Source organism: Aeromonas sp. 604443 (assembly GCF_049170315.1).
Taxonomy (GTDB): domain Bacteria; phylum Pseudomonadota; class Gammaproteobacteria; order Enterobacterales; family Aeromonadaceae; genus Aeromonas; species Aeromonas veronii_A.
On record NZ_JAAKMI010000014.1, the window covers coordinates 45,334 to 58,591 of the forward strand.

Annotated in this window: 13 protein-coding genes; 12 read left to right on the plus strand and 1 reads right to left on the minus strand. The window is 55.9% G+C overall.

Features of this window, described 5'->3' with window-relative positions:
• The first annotated feature begins 18 nt into the window (after positions 1 to 18).
• The 7 genes from G5380_RS16920 to luxS all read left to right on the plus strand — a co-directional run bounded on the left by G5380_RS16920 (position 19) and on the right by luxS (position 7,059).
• On the plus strand, positions 19 to 606 hold the full coding sequence (locus tag G5380_RS16920) for a PilW family protein (RefSeq protein ID WP_216954532.1): 588 nt from the start codon (positions 19 to 21) through the stop codon (positions 604 to 606).
• A 4-nt stretch (positions 607 to 610) separates the two neighbouring features.
• On the plus strand, positions 611 to 1,717 hold the full coding sequence (locus tag G5380_RS16925; protein ID WP_421208960.1) for a PilX N-terminal domain-containing pilus assembly protein: 1,107 nt from the start codon (positions 611 to 613) through the stop codon (positions 1,715 to 1,717).
• Positions 1,718 to 1,725: 8 nt separating this feature from the next.
• A complete protein-coding gene (locus G5380_RS16930; protein WP_421208959.1) occupies positions 1,726 to 3,834 on the plus strand; it encodes a type IV pilus modification PilV family protein in 2,109 nt (702 codons plus the stop codon).
• Between the two features lie 73 nt (positions 3,835 to 3,907).
• Positions 3,908 to 5,530, plus strand: coding sequence for an NAD+ synthase (locus G5380_RS16935; protein ID WP_421202917.1), 1,623 nt, complete (start codon positions 3,908 to 3,910; stop codon positions 5,528 to 5,530).
• Positions 5,531 to 5,539: 9 nt separating this feature from the next.
• A complete protein-coding gene (gene glnB, locus G5380_RS16940) occupies positions 5,540 to 5,878 on the plus strand; it encodes a nitrogen regulatory protein P-II (RefSeq protein WP_005308848.1) in 339 nt (112 codons plus the stop codon).
• Positions 5,879 to 5,928: 50 nt separating this feature from the next.
• Positions 5,929 to 6,531 carry a lipoprotein gene (locus G5380_RS16945; protein WP_041233948.1) on the plus strand — a complete coding sequence of 201 codons (603 nt, stop codon included), beginning with the start codon at positions 5,929 to 5,931 and terminating at the stop codon, positions 6,529 to 6,531.
• 18 nt (positions 6,532 to 6,549) lie between these two features.
• Positions 6,550 to 7,059: an S-ribosylhomocysteine lyase gene (gene luxS, locus G5380_RS16950; RefSeq protein ID WP_033135492.1), complete on the plus strand. Its 510-nt coding sequence runs from the start codon at positions 6,550 to 6,552 to the stop codon at positions 7,057 to 7,059.
• Positions 7,060 to 7,383: 324 nt separating this feature from the next.
• Here the strand turns inward: luxS and G5380_RS16955 are convergent, their stop codons facing one another.
• Entirely contained in the window at positions 7,384 to 8,001 is a 618-nt protein-coding gene (locus G5380_RS16955; protein WP_421172251.1) for a type II secretion system protein, read from the minus strand.
• A gap of 41 nt (positions 8,002 to 8,042) precedes the next feature.
• On the opposite strand from G5380_RS16955, the gene G5380_RS16960 reads away from it, so the two are divergent.
• The 5 genes from G5380_RS16960 to deoA all read left to right on the plus strand — a co-directional run bounded on the left by G5380_RS16960 (position 8,043) and on the right by deoA (position 13,248).
• The gene (locus G5380_RS16960; protein WP_042053355.1) at positions 8,043 to 8,816 is read left to right on the plus strand and encodes a TatD family hydrolase; all 774 of its coding nucleotides are present in this window, start codon (positions 8,043 to 8,045) and stop codon (positions 8,814 to 8,816) included.
• Positions 8,817 to 9,038: 222 nt separating this feature from the next.
• The gene (locus G5380_RS16965) at positions 9,039 to 10,313 is read left to right on the plus strand and encodes a NupC/NupG family nucleoside CNT transporter (RefSeq protein WP_005340466.1); all 1,275 of its coding nucleotides are present in this window, start codon (positions 9,039 to 9,041) and stop codon (positions 10,311 to 10,313) included.
• Between the two features lie 125 nt (positions 10,314 to 10,438).
• Positions 10,439 to 10,609: a XapX domain-containing protein gene (locus tag G5380_RS16970; RefSeq protein ID WP_005340467.1), complete on the plus strand. Its 171-nt coding sequence runs from the start codon at positions 10,439 to 10,441 to the stop codon at positions 10,607 to 10,609.
• 424 nt (positions 10,610 to 11,033) lie between these two features.
• A complete protein-coding gene (gene deoC, locus G5380_RS16975; protein WP_005340468.1) occupies positions 11,034 to 11,807 on the plus strand; it encodes a deoxyribose-phosphate aldolase in 774 nt (257 codons plus the stop codon).
• Between the two features lie 109 nt (positions 11,808 to 11,916).
• The gene (gene deoA / locus G5380_RS16980; RefSeq protein ID WP_421208958.1) at positions 11,917 to 13,248 is read left to right on the plus strand and encodes a thymidine phosphorylase; all 1,332 of its coding nucleotides are present in this window, start codon (positions 11,917 to 11,919) and stop codon (positions 13,246 to 13,248) included.
• The last annotated feature ends 10 nt before the right edge of the window (positions 13,249 to 13,258 follow it).

Genomic DNA, 13,258 nt, shown 5'->3' on the forward strand with positions numbered 1-13,258 from the left:
CTGGCACGAGGCTTTAACATCGTCGAGTTAATGGTGGCCATGGTCGCAGGTCTGTTTTTGGTCGCAGCCGTAACATCCTTGTTCGCCACTATTCTCAAGGCCAATCAAACATCGATGCAGGTAAGTCGTCTAAATCAGGAGCTGCAAAGTATCACGGACATGATTGCCCGTGATGTACAGCGAACTGGTTACGATCAGGGAGCTACTGTGTTTCTCAATGCTGCATCAGGCTCCAGATCCCCCTTCTATTTTGATACTGGCAGCGACCTGATGAATGAGACGATCACTGGTTCCAAGATTTATCGCTGTATCCGGCTGAAATACGATGATGATAACAATGGAACCCTCGGTGCCAATGAGATCTTTATTTACAGCTACGACAGTACCGACAAAGGGGTGCAGCTCGGTACCAGTTGCAGCACGGGGAATTTACTCAGTACCGATGACACCATTGAGGTGACTGACCTCACTTTTTCGCTGCTTGGAAGCAGTGCGTCGGCTGGCGCGAGAACGGTGCGCTTGGCCATATCGGGTCAGTTAAAGGCAAATAGTGCACTTAAACTCACCTTGCAGCGTGATATCAAGCTGCGTAACGACGGGTATTGATGCCATGAAACGTTATCTTGGCTTTACCACATTCACTATTACGCTGCTGCTTATTGTGATCCTGCTTGGCATCTCTTTGCTGGTGGGCAAGCTGATGGTTGCTGACCGTCGTGTCAGTCTTAATGAAGTACAGTACCGGCAGGCGTTGGCACTGGCCGAGCTGGGTCTCTCGGATGGGGTCGGACGGCTTGCGCAGGATGCAGCTTGGCGCACCCCCAGTAGCGGTATATCTATCACTGTTTCGGCTGGCAATTATACCCTGTGGGCTCTGGATGAACCGACCGTGATTGTCGGTGGGGCGAACGTAGTTCCGGTTAAAGTGCGCACTATGGCAACCCTGGTGGACAGTACCGCCAATGCAGAGGTTGAGGTGAAGGCCATCAAGATAAGCGTGTTGGCCGGCACTCCCGCAGCCCCCCTGACAGTTGCCGGTGGTATGGCAGTATCCGGCAACTTCACTGTGGTGGCCAACCCTAACGGTGGGGGGCCAGGGGTTCCGTTATCTGTCTGGACGAATGGCAATGTGGATTTGACCAATGGTTCTGGTCAGACTTGCCACCAGGGAGACTACAGCGGCGGGTGTAGTACCTACATTAGCCAGAAGGGTGATAAGCAGTCGGACATCAAAGATAATGATACGGCATTCCCCACAGACCTGGTCTGGTATCTGTTTAACGAGAATGATGACGCTACGGGGTGGGCCAATCTGGAGTCACGAGCAGTACATCGGTTGAATAATTGCGACTCGCTCTCGACCGCCTCAAGCGGCCTGATTATCGTCGATGGAGACTGCAAACCGGGTGGGTCTATCGGCTCGGTTGCTGCGCCCGTGGTACTCATCGTTCGCAATGGCAATCTGATGGTCAATGGGAGCGCTACCCTCTATGGGCTGGTGTTTGCCTATTCATCCACGCCTGCTACGGCGACTACTGATATCAGCTTGAAGGGGGGGGCTATCGTCAACGGTGCCGTGGTGGCCAACTATCAACTGGGCAAAACGGCTAACGGCACCTTTGATGCCAAGTATGATCAGGCGGTGTTGAGCAATATCGAAAATGGAGCTGCGTTTCAGAGCATCAATCTGGTGCCTGGTAGCTGGCGCGACTGGTAGGAGCATGTATGAAACCGCACAAGGGATTTGGGCTGTTAGAGATTTTGATCACCCTGGTTCTGCTGGGAGTGGGGGTCGCAGGACTGGTGGCTATGTCTCGTTCGTTGCTCAATACCTCCCAGGATAGCCGCCGTTATGAGGTAGCCATGCGTCTGGCGGAGTCAAAACTGGATGCGTTTCGTACCTTCAATGGAGTGGTAAGCGCGGTTTCACCGTTTACTGCTTATAACAGTATCGCGGCAGGTTCCAGTTCGGCAACACCTCCTGATGGCGGTGGGACTTATGCCCTTAGTTGGAGCGTCAGTAATCAGTACTGGAATGGCTCTGGCTGGCAGACGGCTATCCCGGCGGGTTATTTGCATGCCTATCCTGGCCGAAAGGTGGTCAATGTCAATGTCAGTTGGAGCGACAGCGTCGGGCAGTCCCATTCCTTGTTGCTTTCCGGTGCGGTATCGCCTGTTGAGTCATTAACCCAGAATCAGTTTAACGGGGGGTTGGATACCAGTCGTGAGCCGCCCCATGTGGTTTATACCCCCGGGGTCGCGCCCGATGTCATTTCCATCCAGATTGACCAGGAAGGGCGCAAGCAAGAGACCAGCAAGCCATTGCCCACCGTGACCTCCAAGGATGGTTCTGTTGGCAAACTGGTGCAATTCGAGACTGTTACCTATAAGCCAGACAATGGTGGCAATACTCAACAGGTGCTGCAGGATCTGGCATCGGTCTCCTGTTCCTGCAGTTATGGCTCGAGTGTCAATGCCTACCTGCCCGGTAAGGCCATTTTGACCAGCAGCAACCTGTTGTACTGGAATGTGGGCTCCCAGGTTACCAAGCAGACCGGGGTACTCAACAGCAGTGTCAGAGATCAACCGAGTCTCTGCACCAGTTGCTGCAAGGATCATTTCGATGGCAGCGGCAGCAGTTTCGAACAGTTTTACGCTCCACTCAATACCAGTCGACTGCGTTACAACAGTGGCCTCTCATCGGTCAATAGTGGCGATTATGTGGATGCCTGCCGCTTTGTCAGACTTGATGGTTACTATCGCCCGCTGCCTGACTGGAACCTGATCAAAGTTGTCGTGACCAGCGCTGATTTTCTTGCCAAGCCCGCAAACCAGACCAGCTATCAGAACTACATCAAGTACGTAGTTACTACCTACATCACCTGGCAGAAAAACACCCTCAACTGGACCGCAAACCCCACGGCCACGCCGCCGACGATCACCGAATTTGCGGATTGGTTGCCTGCCAATGCTGCGACAGGGGGAGATACCAGCACCAAGATCACCATGAATACGGGGACCGCCCAGTTGATTGCTAGAGGTATCTACGTGGATCTGCTCTCGCCGGACAGTCTCTCGAAGCTCGATCTGACCTCTCAGGATCTGTTGGCCAAGGTTCCGTTTCAGGATATCAATCTGACCATGCTGGCGGAGTGGAGCTTGGTGCCATTGAGTGGCCAGTTGACTGGCAGTGCCTCTGACTATGTCGGTGTGACCAACGAGCCTGTCAAGACAGTCGTTGATCTTGGCAGCTATTATTTTGGTAGCTACAGCCGTGGTTATTTGTCCGCCAAGAAGAGCACCAAGGATGCATCCAACGTGTTGCAAAGTGCATCGATCAAGGTGACGGCCTACCAAGGTAACTCGGGGATCACAGCTTCACTTATCTCACCGGTAGATCGAAGTGAGGCCAAGGTCGCCACCATGCCTATCTCGATCGATACCAGCTCCCAGACTGTGCCAACTCTCACGGTATCGGGACGGATCGAGTGTCTTGAGCAGGGGAATGGCAACAATACTGCGCCAGTATCTTGCAGCAAAAATACCTTCGGTGGCTTGAATGTCAGTACCACAACTACGGGGGCTACTTGCCGTATTGATAAACCCCAGGCTAACAACCAGCCGGCTACCTATGTCTGTACGGCAGCGCAAAATAGTAGCTTGGTGGTGAACTTCTCCTACAGTGCACAGGGAAATAAAACTTACTTGTTGAAACCAGCTTCCCTCAGCATCGCCATGACGCCACCCGCCAACGGTCAGGTGATTAGTGGTCCTTGTGCCCTGCTGGTGGATAATGGTGTAACCAATGCGGCCAATCTAAGTTGTACCCCTTGAATCCGGGGCGCTGGCACAGCCAGCGCCTTTTCTTTATCATTCCCCATCATTTTCGAATACAAGATGCATCGCCATGGCAAAAGCCCTCTCTCTGATGCTTGCCCAGTTGAATCTGACGGTAGGCGCCATCGAAGATAACACTGACAAAGTGCTCGCTGCGGCGGCTCAGGCCGAGCAGCAAGGTGCCGATCTGCTGGTCTGCTCCGAGCTGGCCCTGACCGGTTATCCACCGGAAGATCTGCTGCTGCGCGCCGATCTGATGATGCGGGTCGATGCCGCGCTGGCTCGCATTGCCGAATGGCAGGGCAACTGCGCCATTTTGGTCGGGCATCCCTGGCGTGAAGGTGAGGCTCTTTATAACGCAGCCTCCCTCTATGAGCGAGGCAAGTTGATTGCCCGTTACTTCAAGCAGGACCTGCCCAACTACGGGGTATTCGACGAGAAGCGCTACTTCACCGCCGCGGCCGAGACTTGTGTGGTTCCCTTCCGTGGTCACAATCTGGGTCTACTCATCTGCGAAGACCTGTGGCAGCCTGGCCCGGCGCTGGCCGCCAAGGCTGCGGGGGCCGAGCTGCTGCTCACCATCAACGCCTCGCCCTATGATCAGGAAAAACCCTGGATCCGCCGCGAGCTGATGGCCGAGCGCTGCGATCAGACCGGTCTGCCGCTGGTCTACCTCAATCAGGTCTGCGGTCAGGACGAGCTGATTTTCGACGGCTGCTCCAAGGTGTTCAGCAGCCAGGGCGAGTTGACTCACAAGCTGGCCCCGTTTGCCGAAGAGCTGGCGCTGGTACGTTTTGCCGATGGCCAGCCAGTGAAGGCGCGGGAACCCGCTGCACCGCTGGAGCCGTTGGCCGAGACCTATAAGGCGTTGGTGCTGGCAGTGCGCGACTACGTTACCAAAAACGGCTTCCACGGCGCTGTGCTGGGCCTATCCGGCGGCATCGACTCGGCGCTGACGTTGGCCATCGCGGCCGATGCCATCGGGGCCGACAAGGTGCAAGCGGTGATGATGCCGTTCCGCTACACCGCCCAGATGAGTGTGGAAGATGCCAAGGAGCAGGCTGAGCGGATGGGGGTTGAGTTCAACATCATCTCCATCGAGCCGATGTTCGAAGGATTTATGACCCAGCTGGCGCCGTTGTTTGAAGGTACCGCTCGCGATACGACCGAAGAGAATCTGCAGGCCCGCTGCCGCGGCGTGCTGCTGATGGCGCTCTCCAACAAACGTCGTCGTATCGTGCTGACCACTGGCAACAAGAGTGAAATGGCTGTTGGCTATGCCACGCTGTACGGTGACATGGCTGGCGGTTTTGACGTGCTGAAAGATGTGCCCAAGACGCTGGTCTTCAAGTTGTGCGAATATCGCAACTCGGTCGACTATGTGATCCCGCAGCGGGTTATCGACCGCCCCCCTTCAGCAGAGTTGGCGCCGGATCAGGTGGATCAGGACAGTCTGCCGCCATACGACATCCTCGATGCCATCCTCAAGCGTTATGTGGAAGAGGATGCGTCCGTGGCCGACATGGTGGCCGAGGGCTTCGAGGAAGCGGTGGTGCGCAAGGTGATCCGCCTGGTGGATCTCAACGAATACAAGCGCCGTCAGGCGGCGGTCGGGCCCCGCATTACGGCTCGCAACTTTGGTAAGGATCGCCGTTACCCCATTACATCCGGGTTCGGCAAACAGAACTGGTAAGGAGTCACCATGAAGAAGATTGAAGCCATCATCAAACCGTTCAAGCTGGACGATGTGCGCGAGGCCCTAGCCGAGATCGGCATCAACGGTATGACCGTATCCGAAGTCAAAGGCTTCGGCCGCCAGAAGGGCCATACCGAGCTCTATCGCGGCGCCGAATATATGGTCGACTTCCTGCCGAAAGTGAAGGTGGAGCTGGTGGTGCAGGACGAGGATCTCGATGCCTGTCTGGAAGCGATCCAGAACACCGCCCGTACCGGCAAGATTGGTGATGGCAAGATCTTCGTCTGCGAGGTGGAGCGTGTCATTCGTATCCGTACCGGCGAAGAGAACGAAGACGCTATCTGATGTCGTTTTTGCCTCGTTATGTTCAGGAGAGCAAATCAAGTTCTGCTCTGATGTCCCGAAAGCGCATCGTGGCGGTGGCAGGCCTGCTGGCAGTACTCACTGCGTGCAGTACCCGCCCGCCGGCTCAGCCGGAAAACCTGTGCCAGATCTTTCGCGAGAAGCCGGAGTGGCACAAGGCCGCGCTCAAGATGAACGAGAAGTGGGGGACGCCGATCCATGTGGTGATGGCCATGATGTATCAGGAGTCCTCGTACGTACATGATGCTCAGCCGCCGATGCAGTATTTCCTCTTCATCCCGACCGGGCGGGCCAGTTCGGCTTATGGTTATGCTCAGGTCAAAGATGAAACTTGGGCGGATTACCAGCGGGAAACCGGCAACAGCTGGAGTGACCGCGATGATTTTGCCGACGCCATCGATTTTATGGGTTGGTACACTAACAAAGCCCAGCGGCTCAATGGCACCTCCAAGTGGGATGCCTATGGCCAGTACCTCAACTATCACGAAGGGTGGGGTGGCTACCGGCGTGGCAGCTATCGCAGCAAGGGGTGGTTGATGAAGACCTCTCGCAAGGTGGAAGCTCGCGCCCAGCGCTACGGCGCCCAGTACCGTCAATGCAAGGATCAGCTCTCCCGTGGGGGCTGGTTCTGGTAACCAAATCAGGAGTCAGAAATGCCGTTATTGGACAGTTTTACCGTTGACCACACCCGTATGGAAGCGCCAGCGGTGCGTGTGGCCAAGACCATGCAGACCCCGAACAAGGACACCATTACCGTGTTCGACCTGCGTTTCTGCGTGCCGAACCAGGAGATCCTCTCCGAGCGCGGCATCCACACCCTCGAGCACCTGTTTGCCGGCTTCATGCGTGATCACCTGAACGGCAACGGCGTGGAGATCATCGATATCTCCCCCATGGGTTGCCGTACCGGCTTCTACATGAGCCTGATCGGCGCACCAGACGAAGCCCGGGTTGGCGCCGCCTGGCAGGCCGCCATGAGCGACGTGCTGACCGTGCAGGAGCAGGGCAAGATCCCCGAGCTGAACGAATACCAGTGCGGTACCTACAGCATGCACTCGCTGGAAGAGGCCCACGCCATCGCCCGTCATGTGCTGGAGCGCGGTATCGGCGTCAACCACAACGACGAGCTGGCTCTGCCGGAAGAGAAACTGAAGAGCCTTTGAGGCGGATGAGCTATCGCTCATCTGATAACCTCTTCAGGGAATCTTAAAAGAGCCGGTCAGCCATGCTGACCGGCTCTTTCTATCTCGACCGACCGCAAAAATGGGGATGGCTTGCTCCCCTTGTCGACTCTGATTAGGATGGTTTTTGACCTGAACCTGTTGGCGGAGGTGTGATGATGAAAGGGGTATTGCTGCGTTGGCTGGCCCGTTACGATGCGTGGTGCGAGGAGTGGGGGCTCACTCAGGAGAACCGGCGCTGCTGCACACCGGTTCGTTATAATGAGGACTCAAGCAAAGAGCGAGCTTGCGCAGAAGAGGCTGAGCTCAATCAAAATTGCGGGTCACGGCACCGGTAACACTGTTGTACTCGAAGCCGAGGCCGTTGGGGTGATCCGGGAAGCGGCCGATAGAATCACGCAGGATATAGCGGCAGTTGTGATGCTCTAACCCTCCGATCTCAGTTTGGTCATCTGCAATAATAAGTTCGGAACTATAGTCAGTTTCAGTGTTGTTATTGTCTAAGTCAGGAACAGTCTGCTCTGTATCAAGTAATCCAGTGAAGAGTAGCTTGCAGTCATCTTCGTTGTTAACAGAGATCTGGTTTTCGTTAGAGCCAGGTGGAAATGTTGTATCTGGCGCTTGGTTATAGTCCTCTTTCGTGCCTACAGGCCAACCATAGCGATTAATATCAAGATCGCCTTTGCCAAAGCTACTCAAGTTGTAGAGCCCGATAGACTCCCCCTTCACTTTCACCGACCAGCCGGCATTTGCCAGTTGAACTGCACTGGCAAAGCTGCCAGCAGTCGCCGAGACCGTGCTTTTCAGGGCATCATCCTTGATATTGATAAAGCGTGGCAGGGCGGTGACGGCCAGGATCCCCAGCACTATGATCACCAACACCAGTTCAATCAGGGTAAAGCCGTTGTTTCTGTTGTTCATCATGTTCAATGACCCATTAAATACCGCAAACAGGTGTGAGTGATATGCAGCTGATAGATACCCATTGCCATCTCGACTTTCCGGTGTTCGACCAAGACAGGGAGGCGCTGCTGGCCCGTTGTCGGGCATTAGGGGTGACGGAGTATATCATTCCTGCCATCGCAGAGGATAACTGGACTCGTGTGATGGCACTGGCAGATCAGCATGACGGCCTCTTTTATGGTCTGGGCATTCATCCCTGGTATGCCGGTGAGCAGCGTGAGGGGGTGATGGAACGGCTGCGAGCGCTGGTGATGAGCCAACCTGCTAGGCTGGTGGCTATCGGTGAGTGTGGGCTGGACCTCCGTTCTCACGTGCCGCAGGAGGGGCAGCTTGCGCTGTTTGAGGCTCAGATCCGGCTGGCTGCAGATGCCGGGCTCCCCCTGATGATCCACTCGGTGCGCGCCAATGACACTGTGGCCAAGCTGTTGCGCCGCTTCAAGCCGCCTCGTGGTGGGGTGATCCATGCTTTCAGCGGTTCGTTGCAGCAGGCGGAGGCTTTCTGGCAACTGGGCTTTCGACTCGGGGTGGGCGGGGTAATCAGTTTTGAACGGGCGAACAAGACGCGAGAGGTATTTCGGGCTATGCCGCTCGAGGCCCTGGTGCTGGAAACCGATTCGCCAGATATGCCGTTGCAAGGCGTACAAGGCTCCCGAAATACACCGGAAGCTCTGCCGAAAATAGCGGAAATATTGATGACATTGCGGGATGAACCATCGGCAGATGTTGCCAAGGTGTTATTTGAAACTGCCCAACATATTTTCCATCACGACCAATAGCTATGAAACAAATTCGCAACACCTGATTGAGTTGTCAGGAAAAAAAATGAGCGTAAAAATCGTTTGCTGTCTAATTTTGTGACACTTGGACATTTTGATAACGATAAAATGTGACCAGCATTCTATTTTATCGGACTTTAATTAGTATAATGCGCTCCCCTTGATTAGTTGGGTTTAATAACAACTCGCTAACAAGCCAGGTGCTACTAGAGGAAGATAATAATGAATTTGTTCATGGGTCTGGTAGGGATGGCGACGCTCGTCCTTATCGCGGTGCTGTTCTCCAGCAATCGCAAGGCAATCAACGTTCGTACCGTTGTCGGTGCGTTCGCAATTCAAGCCGGTCTGGGGGCGTTTGTACTCTATGTTCCGGTTGGTCGCGATATCCTGGTCGGCGTATCCGACGCGGTATCCAGCGTGATCAGCTACGGCCAGAACGGGATCGACTTCCTGTTTGGCGGTCTGGTCAGCAACAAGATGTTTGAAGTGTTCGGTGGCGGCGGCTTTGTCTTTGCCTTCCGTGTTCTGCCGGTCATCATCTTCTTCTCTTCCCTGATAGCAGTGCTCTACTACCTGGGCATCATGCAGATGGTCATCAAGTTGCTGGGCGGCGGTCTGCAGAAAGTACTGGGTACTTCCCGCACCGAATCCCTCTCTGCAACCGCCAACATCTTCGTCGGTCAGACCGAAGCGCCGCTGGTGGTTCGTCCCTACATCGCCAAGATGACTGACTCCGAGCTGTTCGCCGTCATGTGTGGTGGTCTGGCTTCCGTTGCCGGTTCCGTACTGGCCGGTTACGCCTCCATGGGCGTGAAGATGGAGTACCTGATTGCTGCCTCCTTCATGGCTGCGCCGGGTGGTCTGCTGTTCGCCAAGCTGCTGGTTCCCGAGACCGAGACCCCGAACTACGACGAAAGCTCTGCTGATGCCGAGCTGGATGACAAGCCTGCCAACGTCATTGACGCTGCTGCTGCTGGCGCTTCTGCCGGTATGCAACTGGCCCTGAACGTCGGCGCGATGCTGCTGGCCTTCATCGGTCTGATCGCCATGATCAACGGCATCTTCTCCGGTGTGGGTGGCTGGTTCGGTTATCCGCAACTCTCTCTGGAACTGCTGCTGGGTTGGATCTTCTCCCCGCTGGCCTTCCTGATCGGTGTGCCCTGGAATGAAGCAGTGGTTGCTGGTTCCTTCATCGGTCAGAAGCTGGTAGTGAACGAGTTCGTGGCTTACCTGAACTTCGCTCCGTACCTGAAAGACGAAGTGCTGATCAACGGTGTGGCCATGTCCGATCACACCAAGGCGATCATCTCCTTCGCGCTGTGTGGTTTTGCCAACCTCTCCTCTGTTGCCATCCTGCTGGGTGGTCTGGGGTCCATGGCGCCGAACCGCCGCGGCACCATTGCACGCTTTGGTCTGAAAGCCGTACTGGCTGGCTCTCTGTCCAACCTGATGTCTGCCACTATCGCAGGCTTCTTCCTGGCACTGTCCGGCATGTAATCGCCGCCTGACTGACAGGGTATAAACACGAACGCCACGGCATCTGCCGTGGCGTTCGCGTATGGAGCGGTGACAACCGTTTTCCTATCTAAACTAATAATAAAATGAGTCAAATCGGAGGTTATATGAATGAAGTGCTACTGGCGATGGTGGCCGGCTTTATAGTTGGTTTGTTGTTTTCTTTCCTCAAATTGCCGATCCCGGCGCCTCCCGTTTTGTCCGGGGTAATGGGGATCGTCGGGGTCTATCTGGGGGGATTGGCCTACTCATGGATCCTGACCCGTTTCTTTTCGTAAGGCTTTTTTAGACCTGGATTTGTCAGATGTGAGGTACCTCTGAAATTGGCAAATCCGGCTTGCAAACAGGGGGTATCTCGGCTGAAATAGGCGTTGCCAGCAGGGTGCTGGCAATGACTAATACTCGATGAAATCGGGTGTTGGCGGTCAAATGGAATTGATTGGGAAGTCGGGTCAGATGTTGTCGGCCTTTCTCAAGTCTTCATGGAACCAAGTCCGCACTTTTGTAAGAAAGTGACAGGGCTCTTGCCTTATTTACAGTCGCAGTGCCTGCAGGGTGTTTTGAATAGCATCCCGATAGTGCCGGTGCCTTCGCACTGTAATTCCATTCCCGTATAGCTGGGGATTACTGCCTGTGCATCCATCGCTGGATGGTATGGTGGTGCCCGGTTATCTGGATTAAATCGAGACTTTGGAGAACAGAATGACTGATCTGAAAGTGGCCGCTCAGCGCGCTCTGAACCTGATGGACCTGACCACCCTGAACGATGACGACACCGATCAGAAGGTGATCGACCTGTGCCATAAGGCCAAGTCACCGGCTGGCCTGACCGCCGCCGTCTGCATCTACCCCCGTTTTATCCCTATCGCTCGCAAGACCCTGCGTGAGATCGGCGCTGCCGACGTACGCATTGCGACCGTGACCAACTTCCCGCACGGCAACGACGACATCGAGATCGCCGTGGCCGAGACCCGTGCCGCGGTCGCCTACGGTGCCGACGAAGTGGACGTAGTGTTCCCGTACCGCGCCTTCATGGCTGGTAATGAACAGATCGGTTTTGATCTGGTCAAAGCCTGTAAAGAGGCCTGCGGTGCCAACGTGCTGCTGAAAGTGATCATCGAAACCGGCGAGCTGAAAGAAGAGGCGCTGATCCGTCGCGCTTCCGAAATCTGTATCGATGCCGGTGCCGACTTCATCAAGACCTCCACCGGCAAGGTGCCGGTCAATGCGACCCCAGAAGCGGCACGCATCATGATGGAAGTGATCAAGGCCAAGAATCCGAAAGTCGGCTTCAAGCCTGCCGGTGGCGTGAAAGATGCCGCCGTTGCCGGTCAGTATCTGGCCATGGCCGAAGAGATCCTCGGCAACGACTGGGTATCTGCCCGTACCTTCCGCTTTGGTGCATCCAGCCTGCTGGCCAGTCTGCTGGCCACTCTGGGGCATGGCGACAAGCCGGCCAACACCAGCGGTTACTAATAGGTTGATGAGAGGGCGGACTGCTGTCCGCCCTGTTAGCCCCCACCATGCGGTGTGCGGGCAAGGATTCAGGCTTGTGTAACGCCAGCAATGGCGGAGGGAATGAAAGATGTTTTTGCCTCAAGAAATTATTCGCAAGAAGCGCAACGGTGAAGCGCTCAGTACCCAAGAAATTCAATTCTTCGTCCAGGGCATTACCAATAACACCATCGGCGAGGGGCAGATCGCTGCACTGGCGATGGCGGTCTACTTCAAAGACATGACCATGGATGAGCGGGTCGCCCTGACCTGCGCCATGCGCGACTCCGGCATGGTGCTAACCTGGGATCACCTCAATCTGGGTGGCCCGATTGTCGACAAACACTCCACCGGCGGTGTGGGTGATGTGGTCTCTCTGATGCTTGGCCCGATGGTCGCTGCCTGTGGCGGTTTCGTGCCGATGATCTCCGGTCGTGGTCTGGGCCATACCGGCGGTACCCTCGACAAGCTGGATGCCATTCCCGGCTACCAGACCTCGGTCGACAACGACCGTTTCCTGAAAGTGGTGAAAGAGGCGGGTGTCGCCATCATCGGCCAGACCGGCGATCTGGCCCCCGCTGACAAGCGTATCTATGCAGTACGTGACATTACTGCAACCGTCGAATCCATCGCCATGATCACCGGCTCCATCCTCTCCAAGAAGCTCGCCTCCGGGCTCGAAGCGCTGGTGATGGATGTGAAAGTGGGCTCCGGCGCCTTTATGCCAACCTTCGAAGCCTCCGAAGAGCTGGCCAAGAGCATTGTGGCCGTGGCCAACGGTGCCGGTTGCCGCACCTCTGCGCTCTTGACCGATATGAACCAGGTGCTGGCCTCCAGCGCCGGTAACGCGGTGGAAGTACGTGAAGCGGTGCGTTACCTGACAGGTGAATACCGCAACCCGCGGATCCACGAAGTGACCATGGCGCTGTGCGCCGAGATGCTGATCTCCGCCGGTCTTGCCAGCGGCGAGCGCGATGCCCGCACCAAGCTGCAGGCGGTGCTGGATAACGGCAAGGCAGCCGAGATCTTCGGTCGCATGGTGACTGGTCTCGGTGGCCCGGCCGATTTTATGGAGCGTTATGACGCTTACCTGCCCAAGGCTGCCATCGTGCGCCCGGTCTTCGCGGCCAACAGCGGTTTCGTGACCGCCATGGATACACGCGAGCTGGGTCTGGCCGTGGTGGCGATGGGCGGTGGTCGCCGCGCTGCCGGTGACAAACTTGATTATGCGGTCGGTCTGACCGACTTTATCCGCCTGGGTCAAAGTGTTGATGCTGACAAGCCGATCGCGATGATCCACGCTCAGACTGAAGAGCAATATGCTCAGGCTGCCAGCATGGTGCAGGCGGCTGTCCGGATTGGTGGCGAGCGGCCGGAAGCACTGCCTGAAGTGTACCGCCGTATCACCCTGGCCGATTTGTAACAAGGGGAAG